Raw genomic sequence first — 26068 nt, 5'->3', positions numbered from 1 at the left:
TTAAATGGTGAATTGGATAAAGTCCGGCTCTCCGTGGATATGGTTGACAGGCGGTGCGGTGAGTTTCAGTTTACTTGCCGTATTAGGGCTATTGCTATTGATTGGCTGGAAAGGATTGACCTATTTCTGGCCGACACCGCTGTTATCATGGCAGACGTCGTCAGGTGAGCGTTTGATTGGTCAGTTGTATGACCAAGATAAAGTGCTGGCCTCTCATTTGTCCTCGCCAGAAAACGCCAAAACAGAACAACAAGGGGATTCGATTACTCGTTTGCATATTAAAATTGCAAATCGGGATATTTATCCGTCAGATTTTATATCGGTCCTTAAAAGTCAGCTCTCTGAACCCTCGATGCCACAAGGGTGGGCTGTAATTGAGCGGGTTCGGGACGGGCAGTTTTTTGGCAAACCAATCGGCTATCGGCTGGCTGACGGTGGGATGGCGGATAACACTGACGCAGCCCTACAAGCCGGATTACGTGAGTCTGAGCAGCTTCATCAACAGATTCAAACCCTCACGTATGACAAAGTGCAGGCTTGGAGCCAACAGATTGAAAAACTCCGTTTGGACAAACGCAAGCGGGAACTGAACCACCAGATCGACGCGGCTTATCTGGCACAATATGAACGGCAGAAATCAGCATTGGAACAAAAGTTAACCGCGGTTTCTCAGACCTTGGATGCGTTGCGGGAGCAACTCAGGATGCAAGCGCTGGTGGCGGTGGATATGCGAGGGGATACCATTCACATTCCGGTGAGTCAGATCTTGAATATATGGTATCCCAACGATATGTCCTTGCCGGAAAAAGTGGTTCACTGGGGAAAACAGGTATGGCATTTTGTTTCGGACAATCCAAGAGAGTCCAATTCGGAAGGTGGGGTTTTCCCTGCAATCTTCGGCACCATCTTGTTGGTGATTATTATGTCTGTCATTGTCATGCCGCTGGGTGTGGTTGCTGCGATTTATTTACATGAATATGCCGGTGAAAATACCTTAACCCATCTGATCCGCGTCGCGGTGATGAATTTGGCTGGTGTGCCTTCAATTGTTTATGGTGTTTTCGGACTCGGTTTTTTTGTTTATACCATCGGTGGGACGATCGATTCGCTCTTTTATGCCGAGCGTTTACCAGCCCCGACTTTCGGTACTCCCGGTCTGTTATGGTCGGCGTTGACGCTGGCTGTGCTCACCTTACCGGTTGTGATTGTTGCGACAGAGGAAGGGCTAAGTCGAATTCCACTTGCTGTACGCCATGGCTCGTTGGCACTGGGAGCCACCCAGTTTGAAACTATTTGGCGGGTGGTTTTGCCGATGGCAACACCTGCTATGATTACAGGGTTGATTCTGGCTGTTGCCAGAGCTGCCGGTGAAGTGGCACCCTTGATGCTGGTTGGTGTGGTCAAAATGGCATCTCGCCTGCCGGTCGATAATGAGTTTCCATTTATTCATTTAGAACGAAAATTTATGCATTTGGGATTTCATATTTATGATGTCGGTTTTCAGACCAGCAATATTGAAGCTGCACGTCCGCTGGTATTCGCGACATCATTCTTACTAGTGGCCGTGATTGTTGCGCTGAATCTGACAGCAATTAGTATCCGGAATAATCTGCGGGAGAAATACAGAACAATGGGACAGGATTAATCATGTTGCCGCTGAATCATACGCAGCCATCAATTGATGTAAATCATCTCAGTGATAAACAGACAGCGATCGAGATTGATGATCTCAGCCTGTTTTATCAGGGAACCGTCGCGCTCAGCCATATTTCAATGCGGATACCCAAAGGGCAAGTCACTGCGTTTATCGGGCCTTCCGGCTGTGGTAAGTCAACGTTATTGCGTTGTATGAACCGGATGAATGATTTGGTTGAAGGGTGTCGGGTTGAAGGAAAAGTTACATTGCATGGTCAGGATATTTATGCGCCATCCGTAGATGTAGCAACGCTACGCCGGCGAGTGGGGATGGTGTTTCAGCGTCCGAACCCGTTTCCGAAGTCAATCTATGAAAATGTGATTTATGGGCTTCGCTTGCAAGGTGTGCGGAATGCCCGGATATTGGATGATGCTGTAGAGCGTTCGTTGCGGGCGGCTGCGCTGTGGGAAGAAGTGAAACATCGCTTACATGAGAACGCATTCGGCTTGTCCGGTGGGCAGCAACAGCGTTTGGTGATAGCCCGGGCCATTGCGATCGAACCGGAAATTATCTTATTGGATGAGCCGACGTCAGCGCTTGACCCGATTTCAACCCTGACGATAGAAGAGCTGATCAATGATCTGAAAACCAAATATACGGTGGTGATTGTCACGCATAACATGCAACAGGCAGCGCGAGTCAGTGATCATACGGCCTTCATTCATATGGGAAAGTTGGTTGAATATGCTGATACGGATACCATTTTTACATCGCCAGTGAAAAAACAGACCGAAGATTATATTACCGGGCGTTACGGATAAACGTTTGTCGTTACGACGATACAATTTAAGAGAGGCATTATGCAGTTTGGTCGCCACATATCCGGACAGTTCAACGCTGAGCTTGAAGCGATCCGGACTCATGTCCTGACAATGGGCGGATTGGTCGAGCAGCAGTTATCCTATGCAATGCAGGCATTACATAAACAAGATTTGGAACTGGCTCGTCAGGTGATCCGCGATGATCACAAAGTCAATGCAATGGAAGTATCTATTGATGATGCCTGTACCCGGATTATTGCCAAGAGACAGCCGACCGCGAAAGATTTACGCTTGATTATTGCCATTATCAAGACCATCACTGATCTGGAGCGAATTGGCGATGTTGCGACCAAAATGGCTCACGTTGCTATCGAGAGTCCTGCTTCGAAAGAGCGTCGGTTTCAAGTGTCTCTGGAACCGTTGTGTCGCCAAGCCATTGCAATGCTGCATCAAGTGCTGGATGCATTTGCTCGTATGGATGTGGAGGCTGCGGCTCAGGTTCACAAACTCGATGATCGGCTCGATTCAGAATACGAAGCGGTGATTCGCCAGTTGATGACCTATATGATGGAAGATACCAAAAATATTCCACATATCCTGCAAGTGATGTGGTCTGCTCGAGCCATTGAACGCGTCGGTGACCGTTGTCAGAATATCTGTGAATACATTATCTATTTTGTGAAAGGCAAAGATGTCCGCCATCTGGGCGATCAATCGTTGGATGATGTGTTAAAAACTGATTCCGACACATAAAAAAACCGGAGCTCTGCTCCGGTTTGGTATATCGACTTTACTTTTCATGATTGGGGTAAGTGATTGTTTATTTATTATCCAACCATTGACCAGTGTTGAGAACTGGCAAGCCTATGTTATTTTTTATCTAAATCTGAAGTGTGCTCAGATAAGTAAGCGGCAACACCGTCAGGTGATTCTTTCATGCCTGCTTTACCTTCTTCCCACTGTGCCGGACAAACTTCACCGTGTTTTTGGTGGAAGTTTAGTGCATCAACCATACGCAGCATTTCATCAATGTTACGGCCCAGAGGCAGATCATTGACGACTTGATGACGAACAACACCTTCTTCGTCAATCAGGAAAGAACCACGGAAAGCAACACCAGCGTCTGGGTGCTCAACATCGTATGCTTTAACGATTTCATGTTTTACATCAGCAACGAGTGGATATTTTACTTCACCGATACCGCCTTTATCTACCGGTGTATTACGCCATGCGTTGTGTGAGAATTGAGAGTCGATTGACACGCCGATAACTTCAACGCCTTTCGCTTGGAAGTCTTCGAAGCGTTTGTCAAATGCGATTAACTCAGATGGGCAAACGAATGTAAAGTCTAGTGGATAGAAGAAAACAACCGCTTTTTTACCCTTGGTAAACTCTGCAAAGTTAAATGCATCAACAATTTCACCGTTACCCAAAACAGCAGCAGCAGTAAAATCAGGGGCTTTACGACCAACTAGTACCATTTTTTTTGCTCCTAATAATATGAAAATTCCAGACTGTTGAAAACGGCCCGGTCCATGTTTGTTTCCGATCAACTATAGACAAATCCTAGTATAGGAAAAAGCGAAATAAATAGATTAAGTTTATCGAAAAAAACGATGAACTAGGATATGCTAGCCTTTATACAGATTTAACCCGTATATTAATGATTTTATGAATAAATGGCCGAGTTTAAAGCAAATTCATTACTTGGTAACCCTGTATGAAACACGCCATTTCAGCGAAGCGGCTGAACGCTGTTTTGTCAGTCAGTCAACACTGAGTAAAGGCATTCAGACGCTGGAAGCGCTCATCGGTTGTCCTTTATATGAGAAAAAAGACAAGAAGAGCCCGTTAGTCTTTACGCACGCCGGAGAACAGGTCGTTCTTCAGGGCAGAGAGTTACTCGCGAAAGGACAAGACTTGATTGAAATGGGAAAACTCTGTCAGGGCGATCTCATGGAAGGCCAGCTCAGAGTCGGTTGTATCCCGACGATTGCTCCGTTCCTATTGGGGGATCTGGTTCAAGAAGTCAATATGCGCTTCCCTAAGCTTCATTTATTGTTACGAGAAGATACCACGACCAATTTGCTGCAAGGTTTGCGTCACGGTGAACTGGATGTGCTGGTTTTAGCTTTACCGGTTGATATCGGTAATATGGAAAGTCGAATTGTCGGTAAAGATCCCTTCCGAATGATTATCAGTAAAAGTCAGGCTGATCGTATTCCTGTGCCGATTCGTTATGATGACTTGCCCGATGAATCTGTATTTCTGTTAGAGAATGAGCATTGTTTGACCGAGCATGCGGTGTCAGCCTGTCAGTTAACGGAAAAAGAAAAAATTAATCCCTTCATGGCAACAAGCTTGCACACGCTGGTGCAAATGGTGGCGAATGGGTTGGGTACGACGTTTATTCCGCAGATGGCGATTAAACACGGTTTGCTGGATAACCAAAATCTGGTGGTGGTTGAACCGCCGGGTCAAAGTGCATTTCGTCTGATTGGTTTAGTCTGGCGGCCGAGTTCCTCTCGCAGTCAGGTCTTTCACCAGTTATCTGAGGTCGTTTCAGAACTCCTTTAGCAGTTGGTCTTAACCAGATGTTCATACGGCATTAATGTGCTTTCTTAGTTTTTTATATTGATAGGTTGCAGTTTTTTGTAAAATTTTACAGCACTTATCGATTGAAGCTTTCATAAAATCAAAAATATTCACAATGTCAATTTTACACAACTCGGTGAGCCAGTTGTTGCTGACGTGTTGGATGAATTTGAATGAAATCAATCACTCACTAATCTCCCCTGAAAAGATAGTCTTTTATTACACAGTTTCGTTGTGAATTATTTGGTAATTTAATTACGAAATTAAATTACTTTTTGCGCTTATCTCTCCCACAGTATGAAACTTCAAATTTTGTTTTTTGCTGCTTAACGGTCTTTTCATTTATCTGTTTATTTCCTAGAGTTTATCTAGCTTAAATAAGACTTATGTCTAGTATGAGAACGGTTGAAAAATTGATCATTCTGGAACATGGTAGATAACATCAAAGTAAAAATATTGGGTTTGAGTTGTATTTAAATGTTGTTTTAAATTTACAAATGAAATTGATGTGTGATTGGATGATTTTGACGAAAAAAGAGGGAAGCAATGATGGAACCACTCGCTGATGAACAAACGCTCTCTTGTGAGCAACAAAAAGTGCTTGAACGACTCAACATTCACGGCAGCGTGCCTGAAGCGCAGTCTTATATTATCTCATCGGCAGCACAGCTCTTTTTGGCTGAACTTTGTGCTCGTTTTGCGCCTCATGTCGAAACCTTATTGCAGCGTCGTATTGACCGTCAGGAAAGCATTGATCAGGGGACATTACCTCACTTCTTGCCGGAAACTCAGTCGATTCGCAACGGGCAGTGGAAAATTTTAGGCATTCCACAAGATTTGCAGGATCGACGGGTTGAAATTACCGGGCCGACCGAACGGAAGATGGTGATTAATGCGCTGAATGCGAATGTAAAAGTGTTTATGGCTGACTTTGAAGACTCAATGTCTCCGGTGTGGTCAAAGATGCTGGAAGGACAGATTAACCTTCAGGATGCGGTGAATGGCACCATCAGTTATGTACAACCGGAAACCGGTAAGTCTTATCAGTTGTGTGATGATCCTGCGGTGCTGATATGCCGGGTGCGTGGTCTGCATCTGCGGGAAAAACATGTCACGTTTGAACAACAGCCGATTCCCGGTGCATTATTCGATTTTGCACTCTATTTTTTCAACAATTATCAGGCGTTACTGAAAAAAGGCAGCGGTCCTTATTTCTATATCCCTAAACTGCAAAGCCATCAAGAAGCGAAGTGGTGGAGCGATGTCTTTCATTTCACCGAAGATTATTTCGGGCTCAATACCGGTACGATCAAAGCGACCGTCTTGATTGAAACACTACCGGCAGTGTTTGAAATGGATGAAATCCTGTTTGCCATGAAAGAGCATATTGTCGGCCTGAACTGTGGCCGTTGGGATTATATTTTCAGCTACATCAAAACGTTGAAAAACTATCCGGATCGCGTGCTGCCTGATCGTCAGGTCGTGACAATGGATAAATCCTTCCTCAGTGCTTATTCCCGCCTGCTGATTCGCACTTGTCACCGACGCGGTGCTTTTGCGATGGGTGGAATGGCTGCTTTCATTCCTGCCAAAGATGCGGCACAGAATCGTCAGGTTCAGGAAAAAATTCACCAAGACAAGCGACTGGAAGCAACCAACGGACATGATGGAACCTGGGTTGCCCACCCAGGCCTCGCGGATACCGCCATGGCTGTGTTTGATGAGGTGCTTGGCAGCAAACCCAATCAATTGGACGTCACGCGTGAGCATGACGCGCCGATCTCCGCCGAAGAATTACTCCAACCTTGTGAGGGGGAGCGAACCGAACAGGGAATGCGGCATAACATTCGGGTCGCACTGCAATACATCGAGGCCTGGATTTCCGGCAATGGTTGTGTACCGATTTACGGGTTGATGGAAGATGCCGCAACGGCAGAGATTTCCAGAACCTCTATCTGGCAATGGATTCGACATCATAAGACGTTGGATAACGGGGAGGTTGTCACAAAAGCTTTATTCGAGCGGTATCTCGCTGAAGAAGTTGACGTGGTACGCACAGAAATCGGAGCAGAACGGTTTGAGCAAGGGCGTTTCAGTGAAGCCGCACAACTGATGAAACGTCTGACGACCAGTGATGCGTTAACGGCATTTTTAACGGTGCCGGGATATGACTATCTGGCGTGACCCGTGAGGAGCGCGTTCAGTGTGGGGAGCATCTCGACTCAGGCTCGGTGGTAGTAAACGAAGCCGTGACGGGAATAACAATAAAATGGATCAAAATGTGAAACAAGCTTTTCAGTATCAACTGTTTAAAACGGTCTGGTAAAGGAAAGGGAGAAGGATTACCGATATCATTCGGGATAACATGAGGGATAAAACTATGACTCTGACTCGTCGTCAACAAATTGAAGCGCTGGAAAAAGACTGGGCAACCAATCCTCGCTGGCAGCATGTGAAACGGACTTATACCGCTGAAGAAGTCGTCGCACTCCGGGGATCGGTCATACCGGAATATACCCTGTCACAGCGCGGTGCCGACAAACTTTGGTCTTTGGTTAATGGACAGGCGAAAAAAGGCTACGTGAACTGTCTGGGCGCACTGACCGGCGGACAGGCGGTTCAACAAGCCAAAGCTGGTATTGAGGCCATTTATTTGTCGGGCTGGCAAGTCGCCGCAGATAATAATACGGCTTCAGCGATGTATCCGGATCAATCCCTCTACCCGGTCGATTCTGTGCCGGCAGTGGTCAAAAGAATCAACAGTGCATTCCGCCGTGCCGATCAAATCCAGTGGTCGAATGGCATTACCCCGGAAGATGAAGGGGGAATCGACTATTTTCTGCCGATTGTTGCCGATGCAGAGGCTGGTTTTGGCGGGGTGCTCAACGCCTATGAACTGATGAAACATATGATCGAAGCCGGTGCGGCTGGTGTCCATTTTGAAGATCAACTGGCATCGGTGAAAAAATGTGGTCACATGGGCGGTAAAGTATTAGTCCCCACTCAAGAAGCAGTGCAAAAACTGATTGCAGCCCGTCTTGCTGCTGATGTTGCGGGGACAACGACATTAGTGATTGCGCGGACCGATGCCAACGCAGCCGATTTGTTGACCTCCGATTGCGATCCTTATGATCAGGATTTCATTATCGGAGAGCGGACGGCTGAAGGGTTCTATCGGGTAAAAGCGGGGATTGAACAGGCGATCTCGCGCGGTCTGGCCTATGCACCTTATGCTGATTTGGTCTGGTGCGAAACTGCCAAACCTGATTTGGAGGAAGCACGGCGTTTCGCCGAGGCGATTCATGAGCAGTATCCGGATCAGCTACTGGCATATAACTGTTCTCCTTCTTTTAACTGGGAGAAAAATCTCGACGCAGAAACCATTCGGCACTTCCAACAGTCACTCGCTGACATGGGATATCGCTATCAATTCATCACGTTAGCGGGGATTCATAACATGTGGTACAACATGTTCGATTTAGCCCATGCTTACGCGCAGGGAGAAGGGATGCGTCACTACGTTGAAAAAGTTCAGCGGCCTGAGTTTGAAGCAGCAGAGCGAGGATATACCTTCGTTGCACACCAACAGGAAGTCGGAACCGGTTATTTTGACCGCGTGACCAATACGATTCAGGGCGGGCAATCTTCTGTGACAGCACTGACGGGGTCAACCGAAGAAGATCAGTTCTGAATCTCGCGAAGGTTTTTTACAATTCATCTTGCCACTTTACTTTGCAATTCATCTTGTGAGATTGCAAAGAGAGCAGCTTAGGCTGCTCTTCTTTTTTGTAATCATTCATCGATTGGAGTTCACCCATCAAGTTTGGCTATCGCCATTCTCGTTAAAGGGAATCAAGATCTTCATCTTCGCCCCCGAACTCATCCGGTTCGGCTTCTTCTTGTAGTTCAAGCAGGTTAATCGCAATCGCAACAAAGTCGTTGTCGGTGATGATTCCGACCAGACGTTCGTGTTCGATCACCGGGAGGCAACCGACCTTGTGTTTTTGCATAAATAAGGCACTCTCTTTCAGTCCCGCATCGGGAGAAACCGTGATCATATGTGTATGCATGATTTCTGAGAGCGGGTGGGAGAGTAAGATTGTCGAAGGCGAAATATCACGATTCAGACAGGAGTGCTGGGCCTGTAAGATGTCTCTTTGGGAAACGATACCCAAGATTTTCTGGTGTTGATCGACAATCGGAATATGGTGAATTTCGTATTTTTCCATAAATGCCCGGGCATCTTCTATGGTATGTGTGGGGGTGAGCGTATGTGGATGGCGAGTCATCATGTCTTCAATTTTGATCATAGCGAACTCCTTACTGAAGCGGCAATCATCGAGTGTTGTGAATCCAAGAAGGTGGATACCCTGACTATAGTTTTTTCTGCTGAACCGAGATGAGAGATCGCGACCGATTTCTGGCTTTTGTTAAAAAAATTATTCCAGATTTAGCCTGAATCAATGGAATACGCTGCCGTCCTCGCTGATTTCCGTATATACTACCGCGCTGCGAATGACTAGACAGAAAAGAGTTATGCAAGTTTCCGATTTTCATTTTGACTTACCTGATGAGCTGATAGCCCGATACCCCAAAGCTGAACGGACATCAAGTCGTCTGTTGCAGCTCGATGGTGAGACAGGTGCCGTTGTTGACGGAACCTTTACCGATGTGCTGGACCTGGTGCGGCCGGGTGATTTACTGGTGTTTAACAACACGCGAGTTATCCCGGCTAGAATGTTTGGTCGCAAAGCCTCCGGTGGTAAGATTGAAGTGTTGGTTGAGCGAGTTCTGAATGAGCACAGTATATTGGCTCACGTCCGCTCTTCAAAAGCCCCGCGTGCCGGCAGTGCATTATTGCTGGGAGAAAATGACGATTATCCAGCCACGATGGTTGCTCGTCATGATGCCTTGTTTGAGATTCGTCTGGAAACTGAAGTCGCAGTCCTGGATGTCTTGAACGCAATCGGGCATATGCCTTTACCGCCTTATATTGACCGGCCAGACGAAGACGCTGATAAAGAGCGTTATCAGACCGTCTATAACGAAAAACCGGGTGCGGTTGCCGCACCGACCGCAGGGTTACATTTTGATACTGATTTGCTTGAACAAATTGCGGCAAAAGGTGTCGAAATGGCTTATGTTACGCTTCATGTCGGTGCCGGCACATTTCAGCCTGTACGGGTTGAAAATATCAATGATCATCATATGCACGCGGAATACGTTGAAGTGCCTGCCGCTGTTGTTGATGCCATTGCCGCGACTCGTCAACGTGGTGGCCGGGTTATTGCTGTCGGAACCACTTCGGTTCGTTCATTAGAGAGTGCTGCACATCAGGCGTTGAAAAATGGCCAAGCGTTGGCCCCTTTCTTTGGCGATACCGATATTTTCATTTATCCGGGGTATGAGTATCAGGTTGTCGATTGTCTGATTACCAATTTTCACCTGCCGGAGTCAACCTTGATCATGTTGGTGAGTGCTTTTGCCGGCTATGACAATGTGATGGCAGCGTATCGTCATGCCGTCGAACAAAAATATCGCTTCTTCAGTTATGGGGATGCGATGTTTATTGCAAAGCGTCAGCATGAAAGAACATGCGCTTAGCGCACGCAAGCGCTAAGCGAGGGATGTTTGCGAAACATCCGAGAGAAAATTTCTCGTAGACCGTCAGATTGTTTCTCTGGCACTTTGGAGGCATTGTGAAGTTAAAATTTGAACTGAAAAAGAAGCAAGGAAATGCCCGGCGTGGGCAGATTACTTTTGAACGTGGGACTGTACAGACTCCTGTATTTATGCCGGTCGGTACTTACGGTACGGTAAAAGGTATGACCCCTGAAGAGGTCAAAGAAACCGGTGCTGAAATCTTACTGGGTAATACCTTCCACCTCTGGCTGCGTCCCGGGCAGGAAGTGATGAAAATGCACGGTGATTTACATGATTTCATGAATTGGCAAGGGCCGATTCTGACGGACTCCGGTGGTTTTCAGGTCTTCAGTCTGGGAGATATTCGTAAAATCACTGAAGAAGGTGTTCATTTCCGTAATCCGGTTAATGGTGAGAAAATCTTTATGGATGCGGAAAAGTCGATGGAAATCCAGAAGGATCTCGGCTCTGACATCGTGATGATCTTCGACGAGTGTACACCGTATCCGGCGACGCATACGGAAGCCAAACAGTCGATGGAAATGTCATTACGTTGGGCAAAGCGTTCGCGAAACCATTTTGACCAGCTGGAAAATCCCAACTCACTGTTCGGTATCGTGCAGGGTGGGGTGTATGAAGACTTACGCGATGTGTCGGTTGCCGGTCTGACTGAGATTGGTTTTGACGGCTATGCTGTCGGCGGTCTGGCTGTCGGTGAACCGAAAGAAGACATGCATCGTATTCTGGAGCATACGTGTCCACAATTACCTGAAGATAAACCTCGTTATCTGATGGGCGTCGGAAAACCGGAAGATCTGGTCGAAGGGGTTCGTCGCGGGATCGATATGTTTGATTGTGTGATGCCGACGCGTAATGCCAGAAATGGTCATTTGTTTGTGACTGGTGGTGTGATAAAAATTCGCAATGCAAAACACAAAACGGATACGACACCGTTAGATCCACATTGTGATTGCTATACATGTAAACATTATTCTAAGTCTTACTTACACCATCTGGATCGTTGTAATGAGATTTTGGGTGCTCGTTTGAATACTATCCATAATCTTCGCTATTATCAGAGACTGATGGCAAGTATCCGTGAAGCGATTGAAGCTGATCGATTTGACGCGTTTGTCGAGGAGTTTTACGCACGTAGAGAGCGTGCTGTTCCGCCACTGGCAAAAGCCTGAATGGATTGCACCGGAAGATAATCACCAAGTGGTTGAAATTCCAATGGCGCAACCCAACATAAGATAAATATGATTTAACAACAATAACCCGAGAGGACGTTTCTCAATGAGTTTAATTTCTGTTGCCCATGCGGCGGGCGAAGGCGCACCCCAAGGTGGTGGTTTTGAAATGCTGATCATGCTGGCTGTGTTTGCTGTCATCTTCTATTTCATGATCTATCGACCACAAGCCAAACGTGCCAAAGAGCATAAAAACCTGATGTCTTCGATGACAAAAGGTGATGAAGTATTAACCAGTGGTGGTTTGATTGGTAAAATTACCAAAATTGCTGATGACAATGATTTCATCACGATCGAACTGAACCCGAATAATCCAGTTGTGATTAAAAAAGACTTCGTTACTGCAGTGTTGCCAAAAGGTACGCTTAAATCTCTATAACAGCTAGAGGATCCTCGCTGTGCTGAACCGTTACCCATTATGGAAGTATCTGATGGTGGCATTGATTATCGCCATCTCTGCATTGTATGCACTTCCGAACATTTACGGTGAAGACCCAGCTGTTCAAATAACAGGGGCGCGTGGCGCCTCTGTTGATATGGCAACGCTGGATACTGTCACCCAGTCGCTTGACAAAGCGCACCTTTCATACAAATCAGCCGCTTTAGAAAACGGCTCAATTCTTGTCCGGTTCAATAATACCGATACTCAACTGAGTGCCCGAGATACGATTCGGGAAGCGCTTGATCGTAATATGATCGTGGCATTGAACCTTGCACCATTGACACCGCATTGGCTGGAGTCTATTGGTGCGACACCGATGAAGCTGGGGCTTGATTTACGCGGTGGTGTGCATTTCCTGATGGAAGTGGATATGGATGCCGCCATGGACAAATTACTGACTCAGGAAGAAGATGCCTTCCGAACCGAGCTTCGGGAAGCTAAGATTCGTTATCGTGCCGTTCATACTGCTGACAACAAGCGTTTGGAAGTCGTACTGCGTAACGAAGAACAGGCTAATGAGGCAGTAAACATTCTTCAGCCAAAACACCGGGATATGACTATCTCAGCGGCAGAAACACAAGGCCGCTATGTTGTGACGGCGGTGTATAACGAAACGCGTCTGCAAGAAATCCGCAATTATGCTGTTGAACAAAACATCACGATCTTAAGAAACCGGGTCAATGAACTTGGGGTTGCGGAGCCATTGGTACAGCGTCAGGGAGCCAACCGTATTGTGGTTGAACTACCCGGTGTCCAAGACACTGCGCGTGCCAAAGAGATTCTGGGTGCGACGGCAACACTGGAATTCCGTGAAGTTGATACCAGTGTCGATTTGGCAGCCGCTGCTGCCGGACGTGTTCCACCGGGAACGGAGGTCAAACTTGACCGTCAAGGTCGTCCGGTCGTGCTGAAAAAACGCGTTATCCTCAGTGGTGCCAGTATCACCGATGCGAGTTCGAGCGCCGATGAATATGGCCGGCCTCAGGTCAATATTTCTCTCGATAGTGAAGGCGGTAATAAAATGTCCGCATTCTCCGAGAAAAATATCGGTAAGTTGATGGCAACTGTTTTTGCTGAGTATAAAGACAGTGGTCGTAAAACACCGCAGGGGAAAATCATCCTGACGAAGCACGAAGAAGTGATTAACCAAGCGACCATTCAGTCGGCTTTGGGACGTAGTTTCCGGATTACGGGGATCGATTCTTCCGCAGAAGCTCATAATCTGGCATTGCTGCTCCGTGCCGGTGCTTTGATCGCTCCGATTTCTATTGTTGAAGAGCGGACAATCGGTCCGTCTATGGGACAACAGAATATCGATATGGGGGTTCAGGCATGTGTCTGGGGGATGCTCGCAGTGATGCTGTTTACCGCACTTTACTATCGTAAGTTCGGTTTGATTGCGAATTTGGCACTGGTGGCAAACTTGATATTGATTGTCGGGGTGATGTCTATGATCCCCGGGGCAACGATGACATTACCGGGAATTGCAGGGATTGTATTGACTGTCGGTATGGCGGTGGATGCCAACGTGTTGATCTTTGAGCGGATCCGGGAAGAACTTGTTGAAGGGCGTAATCCGCAACAGGCGATTCATCAGGGATATGCCAATGCATTTAGCACCATTGCTGATGCAAATATTACAACGTTAATCACTGCGATTATCTTGTTTGCGGTCGGAACGGGTGCAATCAAAGGATTTGCTGTGACGTTGTCCATTGGTATTCTGACTTCAATGTTTACTGCCATTATTGGGACACGTTGTGTGGTGAACTTGCTTTATGGCGGCAAGCGGATTAAGAAATTGTCGATCTAATCGTCGTCATGATTAAAAGCTGGGAATAGATATGTTTCAAATTCTAAAAGCAAAGCAAGCGATCAACTTTATGGGTTGGTCGAAGTTTGCCTTCCTCCTTTCAGCGTTAGTGATTGTGGCGTCTATCGTGACAATCTCTACGAAGGGGTTTAACTGGGGGCTTGATTTTACCGGTGGCACACTGATTGAAGTGAGTTTTGAGCAACCTGCTGATCTTGAACAGGTCAGGAGTGCGCTTGAAGCGAAAGGTTTTGGCGATGCGACTGTGCAAAACTTTGGTTCGGCCAAAGATGTGCTGGTTCGTCTTCGCCCGCGTGATAATGTTGCCGGTGAAGCGCTGGGTAACCAAATCATCAGCGCAATCAATGCTGGTACAGGACAGCATGTTGAAATGCGTCGTATCGAGTTTGTCGGCCCCAACGTCGGTGATGAATTAACTGAAGCGGGCGGGATGGCAATCCTGATATCGCTCCTTTGTATCCTGATGTATGTGTCGATGCGTTTTGAATGGCGTTTATCTGCCGGGGCTGTTTTGTCTCTGGCGCATGACGTGACCATTACGCTCGGTGTGTTTTCGTTCTTACAGATCGAAGTTGATCTGACTATCGTAGCTGCATTGCTGACGGTGGTGGGGTACTCACTGAACGATACTATCGTTGTCTTTGACCGGATTCGTGAGAATTTCCGTAAAATGCGGAAAGGAGAATCTGCCGAAGTCATGAATAATTCAATTACACAGACGCTGAGCCGGACTTTAATTACCTCAGGTACGACGTTATTTGTGGTGATAGCTTTGTTCGTTGAAGGCGGGGCGATGATTCACGGATTTGCCCTGGCATTGTTACTCGGTATTACCGTCGGGACATACTCTTCAATCTACGTTGCTTCTGCTCTGGCCTTAAAACTAGGGATCAAACGTGAGCACTTACTTCAACCGCAAGTCGAGAAGGAAGGTGCGGAGTTTGATGAACTCCCTTAATCATTCGCACTGAGCTTAATAATAAAAAAAACCGCTGATATCAGCGGTTTTTTTATGTTCAGACCATTCAAGCAATGATTATTTTAGAATCGCATCATTACCTTGTTCGCGGATATGCTTCAGGATTGCTTTGGTTCCTTTGGCGCTTGATGCCACGATATTACCTGACTTGATGTAATCTGTCCCACCTGCGAAATCCGTGACGATAGCACCGGCTTCACGGGCGATGAGATCACCTGCTGCCATATCCCATGGTTTCAATCCCAGTTCAAAGAAACCATCGACACGATTAGCAGCAACGTAGCATAAATCCAGTGCCGCAGAGCCTGTTCTGCGGAAATCAGCACATTCAGTAAAGAGAGCTGATACGATTTTTAGGTAAGACTCAGCGTGCTGTTTTTGTTTAAAAGGAAAGCCAGTTGCCAGCACGGTACCCTGTAAATCTTTGAGCGCATTGACGCGAATGCGGGAACTGTTCAATTGTGCTCCCGATCCACGTTGTGCGGTAAACAGTTCATTCATCATTGGGTCGTAAACACAGGCGACTTCAGTTTTGCCTTTGATGCGTACCGCGATAGATACGGAGAAGTGAGGTATTCCTCTGAGGAAATTGGTGGTGCCATCCAGTGGGTCGATGATCCATTGTACGTCTTGATCTTTTCCTTCAATCACGCCATTTTCTTCAGCAATAATGACATGTTCCGGATAAGCGTTTTTGATAACGTCAACAATAATAGACTCTGCTTCTTTATCTACATTAGTAACGAAATCGTTCGTACCTTTTTGAGTTGACTGAATTTTTTCAGAATTTTCTAGTGATTTAGCAATATGGTTGCCAGCTTTTCGTGCGGCACGAATAGCAATATTAAGCATTGGATGCATACGGGTTTCCCAACGGATGTTAAAGAACGAAAAAAGCGGGCTAAAGTATACCAGAGATCCTCAGAAAAGGAAGTGGTTAAATTATGTTCTATAGGGGGATTATTTCACTCAGAACCTGACCATTTTTATCTGCTTTATGGTAACATCGGCAGCTATTCAATGATGTCGTCATCCCATAATCAATAAAGTAGAATCACCCATGCTCAGTCAAGTGAAAATCGTGCTGGTCGGCACTTCTCATTCAGGTAATATCGGTTCAGCGGCTCGGGCAATGAAAGTGATGGGATTCAGCCAGATGGTTTTGGTTACTCCTCAATGTGAGATTGATGCACAGGCCATTGCAATGGCAGCCGGTGCCAGCGAAATTGCGTTAAATGCAACGATTGTTGATTCCCTTGAAGCCGCGGTTGAAGATTGTCAGTTAGTGGTTGGCAGTAGTGCTCGTTCGAGAACACTGTCTTGGCCTATGTTGACCCCGAGAGCGTGTGGCGAGCGCTTTGTTCAGGAAGGAGAGCAATCCCCGGTTGCATTAGTGTTTGGCCGGGAGAGAACGGGGCTGACGAATGAAGAGCTACAGAAGTGCCATTATCATGTCGCGATTCCGGCTAATCCTGAATACAGTTCTTTGAATTTGGCGATGGCGGTACAGACGCTTTGCTATGAGATTCGTGTCGCCTATCTGGAGCGGCAAGCGCAGGCTTTTCCTCAAGACCTGCAACCAGAGTATCCGCGTCATGATGAGTTAGAACGATTCTATCAGCATTTGGAGAAAGTGCTGTTTCAGACCCAGTTTATTACCGAAGAACAACCGAATCTGGTGATGAATAAATTACGACGTTTATTTAGTCGTGCTCGTCCGGAATCTCAGGAAATCAATATATTAAGAGGTATTTTGACGTCGATCGAACGACGCGGAAAATAACCGCTTTTATTGAAGGGATAAATACCTGACTAAATAGGTCAATTAAATACTTGACCTATTTAGTCAGGTATGACAAACTGTGATCCACATAAACGGTGTGGATAAAAGTGATTATGAGATTAACATCAAAAGGAAGATATGCAGTGACCGCCATGCTTGATGTGGCTCTGCATTCGCAACAAAATCCAGTGCCGCTGGCTGATATCTCCGAGCGCCAGGGTATTTCTTTGTCCTATCTGGAGCAGTTATTTGCAAAACTGCGTAAAGCCGGATTGGTTGCAAGTGTTCGGGGTCCGGGTGGCGGCTACCGTTTGGGAGCTGAAGCTTATGCGATTTCTGTCGGACATGTCATCGGTGCCGTTGATGAATCCGTCGATGCAACCAAATGTTCAGGGAAAGGTGACTGTCAGAGCGGAACCCGTTGTCTGACACATACACTTTGGTGCGATTTAAGTTCTCGTATTAGTGATTTTCTCAATAATATTACACTGGGCGATCTGATGAATGATAACGAAGTAATAGAAATTTCAGATCGACAGAATGTAGACCTTGCAATCAATCAGGGACGCACGCAGCAGAAACCGCTTTCGGTGTCAGCCGAACCTGTGTCTCTTAGAGCGAATGCTCGGTCATAATTGCTAGTTTTACATTGGAGTAGAAAATGAAACTGCCTATTTATTTTGATTATTCAGCAACATGTCCGGTTGATCATCGTGTTGCTGAAAAAATGGTTCAGTACATGACGGTTGATGGTATTTACGGTAATCCGGCGTCTCGTTCTCACCGTTATGGCTGGCAGGCAGAAGAAGCTGTAGATACGGCCCGTGAGCAGATTGCAGCATTGCTGAATGCCGATTCAAGAGAAATTGTGTTCACCTCGGGTGCGACCGAATCTGATAATCTTGCGATTAAAGGTGCTGCTCATTTTTACGGTAAAAAAGGCAAGCATGTCATTACCTGTAAGACTGAGCATAAAGCGGTGCTGGATACCTGTCGTCAGCTGGAACGTGAAGGTTTTGAAGTCACATATATTGAGCCAGAGTCAAATGGCTTAATTGATCTCAATAAGCTGAAAGCAGCAATGCGTGATGAAACGGTGCTTGTCTCGATCATGCATGTCAACAATGAAATTGGTGTGATTCAGGATATCGAAGCCATCGGTGAGTTGTGCCGTGAGCATAAGATTGTATTCCATGTGGATGCGGCTCAATCGGCCGGAAAACTGCCGATTGACGTTCAACAAATAAAAGTCGATCTGATTTCTTTATCCGGACATAAGATTTACGGCCCGAAAGGGATTGGTGCTTTATATATTCGTCGTAAGCCGCGTATTCGTCTTGAAGCACAAATGCATGGTGGCGGACATGAGCGCGGATTCCGTTCAGGAACGCTGCCCACGCATCAAATCGTTGGTATGGGAGAAGCTTGCCGAATTGCCAGAGAAGAGATGCAGCAAGACTATGATCATGCGAAAAAGTTACGTGATCGGATGTTGGCCGGCCTAGAAGGAATGGAAGCAGTCACGGTTAACGGTGATCTTGAACAGCGTTTGCCGAACAACCTGAACATTAGTTTTGCTTATGTTGAAGGTGAATCGTTACTGATGTCTTTAAAAGACCTTGCAGTCTCGTCTGGTAGTGCATGTACTTCTGCCAGCTTGGAGCCATCTTATGTATTGCGCGCTCTGGGGATGGACGATGAACTGGCTCATAGCTCAATTCGTTTTTCATTTGGTCGTTTTACGACGGAAGAAGAGGTAGACTACGCGGTCGAGCAAATCCGTGTAGCTGTAGATAAATTACGCGACATGTCTCCTCTATGGGATATGTACAAGGAAGGCGTTGATTTGAGTTCCGTTGAGTGGGCTCATCATTAATTTCTTCCCAGCGATAGAGGATATGAGGTAATCATCATGGCATATAGTGATAAAGTAATCGACCACTATGAGAATCCACGAAATGTTGGTTCTTTTGACAAAGAAGACCCGAGTGTCGGAAGTGGTATGGTAGGTGCGCCTGCGTGCGGTGACGTTATGAAACTGCAAATCAAAGTCTCACCGGAAGGCATCATTGAAGATGCGAAATTTAAAACTTATGGGTGTGGTAGTGCGATTGCTTCCAGCTCACTAGTCACCGAGTGGGTGAAAGGCAAGTCGATTGATGAAGCGGCAGCGATAAAAAATGCTGAAATCGCTGAAGAGCTTGAACTGCCACCAGTGAAAATTCATTGTTCGATTCTTGCAGAAGATGCGATTAAAGCAGCTGTTGCGGATTATAAGAAAAAACACGAGTATTGATAATTGATCGAGGGAGTCTGACAGTCTGACGGACTCCCTCTGAAACCCACTAGATTTAAGGTTAGAGTTGTATGTCCATCACCTTAACTGAAACAGCAGCAGATCGAGTTCGTTCTTTTTTAGACAATCGCGGGAAAGGAATCGGCTTGCGTTTAGGTGTTAAAACAACAGGTTGTTCCGGCATGGCTTACGTGCTGGAGTTTGTTGATGATCTCAATGAAGAAGACCAAGTTTTTGAAAATCATGGTGTTAAAATTATTATTGACGCCAAGAGTCTCGTTTATCTTGACGGTACTCAGTTAGATTATGTCAAGCAAGGATTAAACGAAGGCTTTGAGTTCAACAACCCGAATGTCAAAAGTGAATGTGGTTGTGGTGAAAGCTTTAACGTTTAAGACGACAGCTGTTGTGAATCCGACCACATCGATTCATATCGCTGTCTATTATCAAGAACATTCACATCAAGATGCGTACCACAATAGCGAAAATGACGACATCGAGAGTCAGGATTGATGAATGTTGAATTGGATAGCCGATGAATCAGGACTGATATTAACATGAATTATTTTGAATTATTTGGGCTACCAACTCAGTTTGATCTGGATGGTAGCCTTCTTTCTTCTCAGTTCCGAGAGTTGCAAAAGAATTTTCACCCAGATAACTTTGCCATCGCTTCAGAGCGTGAGCGTTTGATCGCGGTGCAGAAAGCTTCAGAAATCAATGATGCTTACCAGACGTTGAAAAATGATATCCGTCGGGCGGAGTATCTTTTAATGCTCCATGGGATTGATCTTCGGAGTGAACAACAGACCATGCAGGATCCTGAATTCTTGATGGAACAGATGTTGTTACGTGAAGAGCTGGAAACGCTTGAAAGTGCGGCAGATGCTCAGGAGCAGCTGATCGATTTTGAAGGGAAAGTCAGCAAAATGTACAAAATACAATTGACTGCCCTGAAAGAACAACTGGCGCAATCCCATTGGGAATCGGCGGCAAATACAGTCCGAAAACTCAAATTTATTGCCAAATTAAGAAATGAAATCGAACGTGCCGAAGAGAAACTTCTCGGCTAGTTCAGAACAAAGGAAAGTCCTATGGCATTACTGCAAATCGCTGAGCCTGGTCAGAGCGCGACACCTCATCAACACAAGCTGGCAGCAGGCATTGATTTAGGTACAACAAACTCACTGGTGGCTTCGGTCCGAAGTGGTACTGCTGAAACGCTACCCGATCAAAATGGATGGTCCATTGTCCCTTCGGTTGTCAATTATGCCCGAGATGCGGTGTGGGTTGGTGTTGATGCGAGAAAAAAAGCTCAGCAAGACCCAGAAAATACAATTATTTCTGTCAAACGACTGATTGGTCGTTCTTTGCATGACGTACAACAACGTTATCCCCATATGCCCTATCGGTTTAAATCAAGCCAAAACGGTTTACCTGTGATTCAAACAGCGCAGGGCGATAAAAACCCAATTCAGGTGTCTGCCGATATTCTCAGAACTCTGGCACATCGTGCGGAGCAATCACTTGGTGGCGAATTGGCTGGCGTAGTGATTACTGTGCCTGCTTATTTTGATGATGCCCAGCGTGCCGGTACGAAAGAGGCCGCCCAGTTAGCCGGACTCCATGTGTTACGTTTATTGAATGAACCGACTGCTGCCGCTATTGCTTATGGCCTTGATTCTGGACGTGAAGGGGTGATTGCGGTTTATGACCTCGGTGGCGGGACATTTGATATCTCTATTCTGCGCCTGTCAAAAGGCGTCTTTGAAGTACTGTCGACCGGCGGTGATTCTGCACTTGGTGGGGATGATTTTGATAACCTCATCGCAGAGCATCTCAAAGAATGCATTGGCATTGAACATAAGCTCAGTGCTGAAGAGTATCGCACGTTGTTAGATGCCGCATCGCAGGCAAAAATTGATTTATCGGACGCTGAATCGGCGGATATCTCAGTGCTTGGCTGGCATGGACAACTGAGCCGTGAACAGTTTGAAGTACTGATTCAACCATTAGTGAAAAAGACGCTGATGTCATGTCGCCGCGCATTGAAAGATGCCGAGGTTGATGCAGACGAAGTGATCGAAGTGGTGATGGTTGGTGGTTCGACCCGAACCCCATTCGTCCGGGAAATGGTTGGTGAATTCTTTGGTCGCGAGCCGCTGACCAGTATTAATCCCGATGAAGTCGTGGCGATTGGTGCTGCCACGCAAGCTGATATTCTGGCCGGGAATAAACCGGATTCGGAAATGTTGTTGTTAGATGTGATTCCACTGTCACTGGGCATTGAAACCATGGGTGGATTAGTGGAAAAAATTATTCCGCGTAATACAACGATTCCGGTTGCCCGGGCACAAGAGTTCACGACGTTTAAAGATGGCCAGACAGCGATGGTGGTCCATACGGTGCAGGGTGAGCGGGAGATGGTTGCCGATTGTCGCTCTTTGGCGCGTTTCTCGTTAAAGGGGATCCCACCGATGACCGCCGGTGCTGCACATATCCGGGTTACTTATCAAGTTGATGCCGATGGCCTGCTTTCTGTCACCGCTATGGAAAAAAGTACCGGTGTTCAGGCTGAAATTCAGGTGAAACCGTCTTATGGTTTAAGTGAAGACGAAGTTGCCTCAATGCTCAAAGATTCCATGGCTTATGCCGCCGAAGACATGCAGGTCCGGGCGTTGGTGGAACAGCGCGTCGAAGCTGACCGTGTGATTGAAGGGTTAATTGCAGCAATGCAGGCTGATGGTGATGAACTATTGGATGCGCAAGAAAGAGCCGAGCTCCTGAAAGCGATTGAAACGCTGATTGCTTTGAGAAATGGTGATGATGCCAATGCGATTGAACAGGGAATCAAAGATATTGATAAAGTGAGTCAGCCATTTGCTTCGCGCCGTATGGATAAATCGATTCGCGAAGCACTAGCGGGTCAGTCTGTAGATGATATTGAGTAGTTGAGATACAAACATGCCAAAGATTATTGTGTTACCTCATGAAGAGTTGTGTCCTGAAGGTGCTGTCCTTGAGGCTGAAACCGGAGAAACGGTTCTTGATGTGGCATTGAAAAATGGGATTGAGATTGAGCATGCGTGTGAGAAATCATGTGCGTGTACCACCTGCCATGTTATCGTTCGGGAAGGGTTTGACTCACTGGATGAAAGTGATGAACTGGAAGACGATATGCTGGATAAGGCATGGGGGCTTGAGCCTGAGTCTCGGCTGGGTTGCCAGGCTAAAGTGACCGATGAAGATTTGGTGATTGAAATCCCTAAATATACATTGAACCATGCAGCGGAAGAGCATTGATTTTTTCTGTTGCAAGTATCTGATAGGAACGAATGATGAAGTGGATTGATTCACGGGATATTGCTATCGAACTATGCGAACTTTATCCTGATGTTGACCCGAAAAATGTACGTTTTACCGATTTACATCAATGGGTCATGGATTTGGATGATTTTGATGATGATCCAAATCATTCGAATGAAAAAATTCTGGAAGCAATTATTCTGTGTTGGATGGACGAAATCGATTAATGTTGTCATCTTTCTTGCGTCAAGAGTGCTTGTAAAATAAATCTCGTCAAAAGCGGATCTTTACAGGTCCGCTTTTTATCAATTTGACATGTTTGCCAGATATAATGGTAAATTGTCTGAGTGAACCAGAAAATAAGTGGCAAAAAGTGAAGAAAGACAAGGAGAGGCCATGTCTGTAAATATGTCAGTATCTATTAGCCAAGAAAAAGCCCCTGAACAGTGGGGGGAAAATGCGACAATTTCTTATTCCGAATCCGGTGTGATCATTCATATCGATCCACTATCTACCCCTCTGGTCACGATTCAGAAAGCAGCCCGAAAAATGGATGGGCAAAGCTTGCGCAATATTTCATTAGTTGGCAGTGATTGGGATTTGGAGCGGATTTGGGCTTTTTATCAAGGATATCGTGATCCGAAAAAATTAAACACGTTGACATGGGAAGAGCTTGCTGAAGACGATCAGCGAGAACTTGAGGCCCGGATCAAAACATCTGACTGGGCAAGAGATGTCATTAATAAGAGTGCAGAAGAGGTTGCCCCCCGACAGTTGGCAACGATGGCCGCTGAGTTTGTGAAATCTCTCGCACCTGAATTGGTTTCTTATCGTATTGTGAAAGATAAAGATTTACTTTCTGATGGTTGGGAAGGAATTTTTGCCGTCGGGCGCGGGTCTGAACGGACTTCTGCAATGCTGCAATTGGATTTCAATCCGACGGGGGATGAGAATGCCCCGGTGTATGCCTGTCTGGTCGGCAAAGGGATTACGTTTGATTCGGGTGGCTATAGCCTGAAGTCTTCGAACTTAATGACATCAATGAAGTCAGATATGGGTGGTGCTGCGCTTGCCACCAGTGGGTTAGGACTAGCGATTTTGCGCGGTCTGAATAAACGGGTGAAACTGATTCTGTGTTGTGCGGAAAACATGGTGTCCGGACGTGCACTGAAATTGGGCGATATCATTACCTATAAGAATGGTAAAACGGTTGAGATCATGAACACGGATGCGGAAGGTCGTTTAGTGTTGGCCGATGGTCTGATCTATGCCAGTGAACAAAATCCAGAGATGATCATTGATTGTGCAACACTAACAGGAGCTGCGAAGGCTGCATTGGGTGTTGACTATCATGCATTGATGAGTTTTGACGAAACTTTAAGTCATCAAGCGCTTTCCGTTGCAAAAATGGAAGGCGAACGGTTATGGCCACTGCCGCTGGAGTCATTCCATCGTGACATGTTGCCTTCCAGTTTTGCCGATCTATCGAATATCAGCTCTTCTGACTATACGCCGGGAGCCAGTACCGCTGCGGCATTTTTGTCGCACTTTGTTGAAGATTATCGCAAAGGTTGGTTACATTTAGATTGTGCCGCGACTTACCGTAAATCAGCCACGGATAAGTGGGCTGCCGGTGCGACAGGGATTGGTATTCGTACTTTGGCTCGTTTATTGATTGACTAAAATAAAATTCAGATCGTGATATCTGAATAACGATAGAGAAAGAAAGGACAATTTTATGGCGTTAGAGAGAACGTTTTCTATCATAAAGCCAGATGCTGTAGAGCGTAATCTGATTGGTGAAATTTATCATCGTATTGAAAAAGCCGGATTGCAGATTATTGCAGCGAAGATGGTGCATTTGACTGAAGAGCAGGCGAGTGGTTTTTACGCAGAGCATCAAGGCAAACCATTTTTTGAGCCACTCAGAGAGTTTATGACTTCCGGGCCGATTATGGTGCAGGTGCTTGAAGGTGAAAATGCCATTGCCCGTTACCGTGAGCTGATGGGAAAAACCAATCCTGAAGAAGCTGCTTGTGGCACACTTCGCGCTGATTACGCACTGAATATGCGTTTGAACTCAGTTCATGGCAGTGATAGTGAAGATTCTGCCGCCCGGGAAATCGCTTTTTTCTTCCCTGATTCAGAAATCTGTCCAAGAGTATCTCAGTCATAATTGAATGTAATTCATGACTGAAATATGCAATTGAAAACCCCGTTTAAAACGGGGTTTTGTTGCTTATTCACAGGGCTTGTTGTCAGTGCTCAAAGGCTGTACAATTCGCGCCCTGAATTTGATGTACGGCTTTTCTGAGAGGCGCCATGACCACACAAAAAATTAATCTGCTCGATTTTGATCGTACAGCTTTACGTCAGTTTTTTACTGAAGAGCTGAACGAAAAAGCATTTCGTGCTGATCAAATTATGAAGTGGATTTACCACTTTGGTTGTGATGACTTTGAACAGATGACCAACATTAATAAAAAGCTGAGAGAAAAGCTGAAAAACCGCTGTGAGATTAAAGCGCCACTGGTTTCAGCTGCTCAACATTCATCGGATGGTACGATCAAATGGGCGATGCGGGTTGGTGACCAAGATGTCGAAACCGTCTATATCCCGGAAGATGATCGGGCCACATTATGTGTGTCATCTCAGGTTGGTTGTGCGCTGGAATGTAAATTCTGCTCTACCGCGCAACAAGGGTTCAACCGTAACTTACGGGTTGCCGAAATTATCGGTCAAGTCTGGCGTGCTGCACGTGAAATTGGCATGGAAAAAGAGACTGGCCGACGTCCTATCACTAACATCGTGATGATGGGAATGGGTGAACCACTGCTCAATATGAAAAACCTTCTTCCTGCGTTGGAGATCATGCTGGACGATTTAGGATTCGGATTATCTAAGCGTCGCGTGACGGTTTCTACCTCTGGTGTCGTATCCGGACTGGAACAAATGACCGGACGGATTGATGTCGCGCTGGCGATTTCTCTCCATGCTCCGAATGATAAGCTGCGTAGTGAAATTATGCCGATCAATGATCGATGGGATATTCAGGATTTTCTGGCATCGGTGCGTCGTTATATTGCCTCGTCAAATGCCAACCGTGGTAAAGTGACGGTAGAATATATTTTGCTGGATCATGTTAATGATGGTACTGAGCACGCGCATGAACTGGCAGAATTAATGAAAGATACGCCATGTAAGATCAACCTGATTCCGTTCAATCCATATCCGGGATCTCCGTACCGGAAACCAAGTAACTCCCGGATTGATCGGTTCATGAAAACTCTGATGGCGCACGAATACACAGTAACCGTGCGTAAAACTCGGGGAGATGACATCGATGCCGCCTGCGGTCAGCTGGTTGGTGATGTGATTGACCGGACTAAACGAACCCGATTGTTGACTGAGCAGGGAAATGCAATTCCGATTAAAGCGGTTAATTGATTGCCGTTGCACATGTTTATCTGACGTGAGACATTT

General features: G+C 46.2%; 26 protein-coding genes. 23 read left to right on the top strand and 3 right to left on the bottom strand.

The window, feature by feature from the left end; genetic code table 11:
• The first annotated feature begins 4 nt into the window (after nucleotides 1-4).
• Genes pstA through phoU form a run of 3 tightly spaced genes read left to right on the top strand, consistent with a single transcriptional unit; the run spans nucleotide 5 to nucleotide 3210 of the window.
• Nucleotides 5-1645: a phosphate ABC transporter permease PstA gene (gene pstA / locus AC55NX_RS14450; RefSeq protein WP_496996382.1), complete on the top strand. Its 1641-nt coding sequence runs from the start codon at nucleotides 5-7 to the stop codon at nucleotides 1643-1645.
• A 2-nt stretch (nucleotides 1646-1647) separates the two neighbouring features.
• Nucleotides 1648-2457 (top strand): phosphate ABC transporter ATP-binding protein PstB, encoded by an 810-nt coding sequence (pstB, locus tag AC55NX_RS14445; RefSeq protein ID WP_496996381.1) that lies wholly within the window; start codon nucleotides 1648-1650, stop codon nucleotides 2455-2457.
• A gap of 39 nt (nucleotides 2458-2496) precedes the next feature.
• Nucleotides 2497-3210, top strand: a complete 714-nt coding sequence (gene phoU / locus AC55NX_RS14440) for a phosphate signaling complex protein PhoU (RefSeq protein ID WP_496996380.1) — start codon at nucleotides 2497-2499, stop codon at nucleotides 3208-3210.
• A gap of 116 nt (nucleotides 3211-3326) precedes the next feature.
• On the opposite strand, the gene AC55NX_RS14435 is transcribed toward phoU, so the two are convergent.
• Nucleotides 3327-3938: a peroxiredoxin C gene (locus AC55NX_RS14435; RefSeq protein WP_059122619.1), complete on the bottom strand. Its 612-nt coding sequence runs from the start codon at nucleotides 3936-3938 to the stop codon at nucleotides 3327-3329.
• Between the two features lie 190 nt (nucleotides 3939-4128).
• On the opposite strand from AC55NX_RS14435, the gene AC55NX_RS14430 reads away from it, so the two are divergent.
• From AC55NX_RS14430 to aceA, 3 genes are all read left to right on the top strand, one after another.
• Entirely contained in the window at nucleotides 4129-5034 is a 906-nt protein-coding gene (locus tag AC55NX_RS14430) for a hydrogen peroxide-inducible genes activator (protein WP_496996379.1), read from the top strand.
• Nucleotides 5035-5598: 564 nt separating this feature from the next.
• Nucleotides 5599-7236 carry a malate synthase A gene (gene aceB / locus AC55NX_RS14425; RefSeq protein ID WP_496996378.1) on the top strand — a complete coding sequence of 546 codons (1638 nt, stop codon included), beginning with the start codon at nucleotides 5599-5601 and terminating at the stop codon, nucleotides 7234-7236.
• 196 nt (nucleotides 7237-7432) lie between these two features.
• Nucleotides 7433-8743, top strand: a complete 1311-nt coding sequence (aceA, locus tag AC55NX_RS14420) for an isocitrate lyase (protein WP_059122620.1) — start codon at nucleotides 7433-7435, stop codon at nucleotides 8741-8743.
• 151 nt (nucleotides 8744-8894) lie between these two features.
• Here the strand turns inward: aceA and AC55NX_RS14415 are convergent, their stop codons facing one another.
• Nucleotides 8895-9362: a CBS domain-containing protein gene (locus AC55NX_RS14415; protein WP_496996377.1), complete on the bottom strand. Its 468-nt coding sequence runs from the start codon at nucleotides 9360-9362 to the stop codon at nucleotides 8895-8897.
• A gap of 226 nt (nucleotides 9363-9588) precedes the next feature.
• Between AC55NX_RS14415 and queA the strand changes: the two genes are divergently transcribed.
• From queA to secF, 5 genes are all read left to right on the top strand, one after another.
• Nucleotides 9589-10656 carry a tRNA preQ1(34) S-adenosylmethionine ribosyltransferase-isomerase QueA gene (gene queA / locus AC55NX_RS14410; protein ID WP_496996376.1) on the top strand — a complete coding sequence of 356 codons (1068 nt, stop codon included), beginning with the start codon at nucleotides 9589-9591 and terminating at the stop codon, nucleotides 10654-10656.
• Between the two features lie 95 nt (nucleotides 10657-10751).
• Nucleotides 10752-11885: a tRNA guanosine(34) transglycosylase Tgt gene (tgt, locus tag AC55NX_RS14405; RefSeq protein ID WP_496996375.1), complete on the top strand. Its 1134-nt coding sequence runs from the start codon at nucleotides 10752-10754 to the stop codon at nucleotides 11883-11885.
• 106 nt (nucleotides 11886-11991) lie between these two features.
• Nucleotides 11992-12324 (top strand): preprotein translocase subunit YajC, encoded by a 333-nt coding sequence (gene yajC, locus AC55NX_RS14400; protein ID WP_021020758.1) that lies wholly within the window; start codon nucleotides 11992-11994, stop codon nucleotides 12322-12324.
• A gap of 19 nt (nucleotides 12325-12343) precedes the next feature.
• Nucleotides 12344-14200 carry a protein translocase subunit SecD gene (gene secD, locus AC55NX_RS14395; RefSeq protein WP_496996374.1) on the top strand — a complete coding sequence of 619 codons (1857 nt, stop codon included), beginning with the start codon at nucleotides 12344-12346 and terminating at the stop codon, nucleotides 14198-14200.
• 31 nt (nucleotides 14201-14231) lie between these two features.
• The gene (gene secF / locus AC55NX_RS14390) at nucleotides 14232-15179 is read left to right on the top strand and encodes a protein translocase subunit SecF (protein ID WP_496996373.1); all 948 of its coding nucleotides are present in this window, start codon (nucleotides 14232-14234) and stop codon (nucleotides 15177-15179) included.
• 78 nt (nucleotides 15180-15257) lie between these two features.
• On the opposite strand, the gene suhB is transcribed toward secF, so the two are convergent.
• On the bottom strand, nucleotides 15258-16061 hold the full coding sequence (gene suhB / locus AC55NX_RS14385) for an inositol-1-monophosphatase (protein WP_496996372.1): 804 nt from the start codon (nucleotides 16059-16061) through the stop codon (nucleotides 15258-15260).
• Nucleotides 16062-16260: 199 nt separating this feature from the next.
• Here suhB and trmJ point away from each other — a divergent pair, with 199 nt between their 5' ends.
• The 12 genes from trmJ to rlmN all read left to right on the top strand — a co-directional run bounded on the left by trmJ (nucleotide 16261) and on the right by rlmN (nucleotide 26032).
• A complete protein-coding gene (gene trmJ / locus AC55NX_RS14380; protein WP_496996371.1) occupies nucleotides 16261-16983 on the top strand; it encodes a tRNA (cytosine(32)/uridine(32)-2'-O)-methyltransferase TrmJ in 723 nt (240 codons plus the stop codon).
• A gap of 113 nt (nucleotides 16984-17096) precedes the next feature.
• Nucleotides 17097-17618: a Fe-S cluster assembly transcriptional regulator IscR gene (gene iscR, locus AC55NX_RS14375; RefSeq protein WP_311845752.1), complete on the top strand. Its 522-nt coding sequence runs from the start codon at nucleotides 17097-17099 to the stop codon at nucleotides 17616-17618.
• Between the two features lie 26 nt (nucleotides 17619-17644).
• Entirely contained in the window at nucleotides 17645-18859 is a 1215-nt protein-coding gene (locus AC55NX_RS14370; RefSeq protein ID WP_496996370.1) for an IscS subfamily cysteine desulfurase, read from the top strand.
• 36 nt (nucleotides 18860-18895) lie between these two features.
• Entirely contained in the window at nucleotides 18896-19279 is a 384-nt protein-coding gene (gene iscU, locus AC55NX_RS14365) for a Fe-S cluster assembly scaffold IscU (protein WP_496996369.1), read from the top strand.
• A gap of 71 nt (nucleotides 19280-19350) precedes the next feature.
• Nucleotides 19351-19674 carry an iron-sulfur cluster assembly protein IscA gene (gene iscA / locus AC55NX_RS14360; protein WP_021020766.1) on the top strand — a complete coding sequence of 108 codons (324 nt, stop codon included), beginning with the start codon at nucleotides 19351-19353 and terminating at the stop codon, nucleotides 19672-19674.
• Between the two features lie 162 nt (nucleotides 19675-19836).
• Nucleotides 19837-20352, top strand: a complete 516-nt coding sequence (gene hscB, locus AC55NX_RS14355) for a co-chaperone HscB (RefSeq protein WP_496996368.1) — start codon at nucleotides 19837-19839, stop codon at nucleotides 20350-20352.
• A 21-nt stretch (nucleotides 20353-20373) separates the two neighbouring features.
• Nucleotides 20374-22230: a Fe-S protein assembly chaperone HscA gene (hscA, locus tag AC55NX_RS14350; RefSeq protein WP_496996367.1), complete on the top strand. Its 1857-nt coding sequence runs from the start codon at nucleotides 20374-20376 to the stop codon at nucleotides 22228-22230.
• Nucleotides 22231-22243: 13 nt separating this feature from the next.
• A complete protein-coding gene (gene fdx / locus AC55NX_RS14345) occupies nucleotides 22244-22582 on the top strand; it encodes an ISC system 2Fe-2S type ferredoxin (protein WP_496996366.1) in 339 nt (112 codons plus the stop codon).
• 35 nt (nucleotides 22583-22617) lie between these two features.
• A complete protein-coding gene (gene iscX, locus AC55NX_RS14340; RefSeq protein ID WP_059120088.1) occupies nucleotides 22618-22812 on the top strand; it encodes a Fe-S cluster assembly protein IscX in 195 nt (64 codons plus the stop codon).
• Between the two features lie 169 nt (nucleotides 22813-22981).
• Nucleotides 22982-24268 (top strand): aminopeptidase PepB, encoded by a 1287-nt coding sequence (gene pepB, locus AC55NX_RS14335; RefSeq protein ID WP_496996365.1) that lies wholly within the window; start codon nucleotides 22982-22984, stop codon nucleotides 24266-24268.
• A gap of 55 nt (nucleotides 24269-24323) precedes the next feature.
• Complete coding sequence (gene ndk / locus AC55NX_RS14330) at nucleotides 24324-24761, top strand: nucleoside-diphosphate kinase (protein ID WP_496996364.1); 438 nt, start codon at nucleotides 24324-24326, stop codon at nucleotides 24759-24761.
• A 146-nt stretch (nucleotides 24762-24907) separates the two neighbouring features.
• Complete coding sequence (gene rlmN / locus AC55NX_RS14325) at nucleotides 24908-26032, top strand: dual-specificity RNA methyltransferase RlmN (protein WP_496996363.1); 1125 nt, start codon at nucleotides 24908-24910, stop codon at nucleotides 26030-26032.
• Nucleotides 26033-26068: the final 36 nt, after the last annotated feature.

The organism is Vibrio rubrogenes (assembly GCF_059641415.1).
Note: the sequence above shows the minus strand (reverse complement) of the source record. Positions and strands in the feature narration are given on the sequence as shown.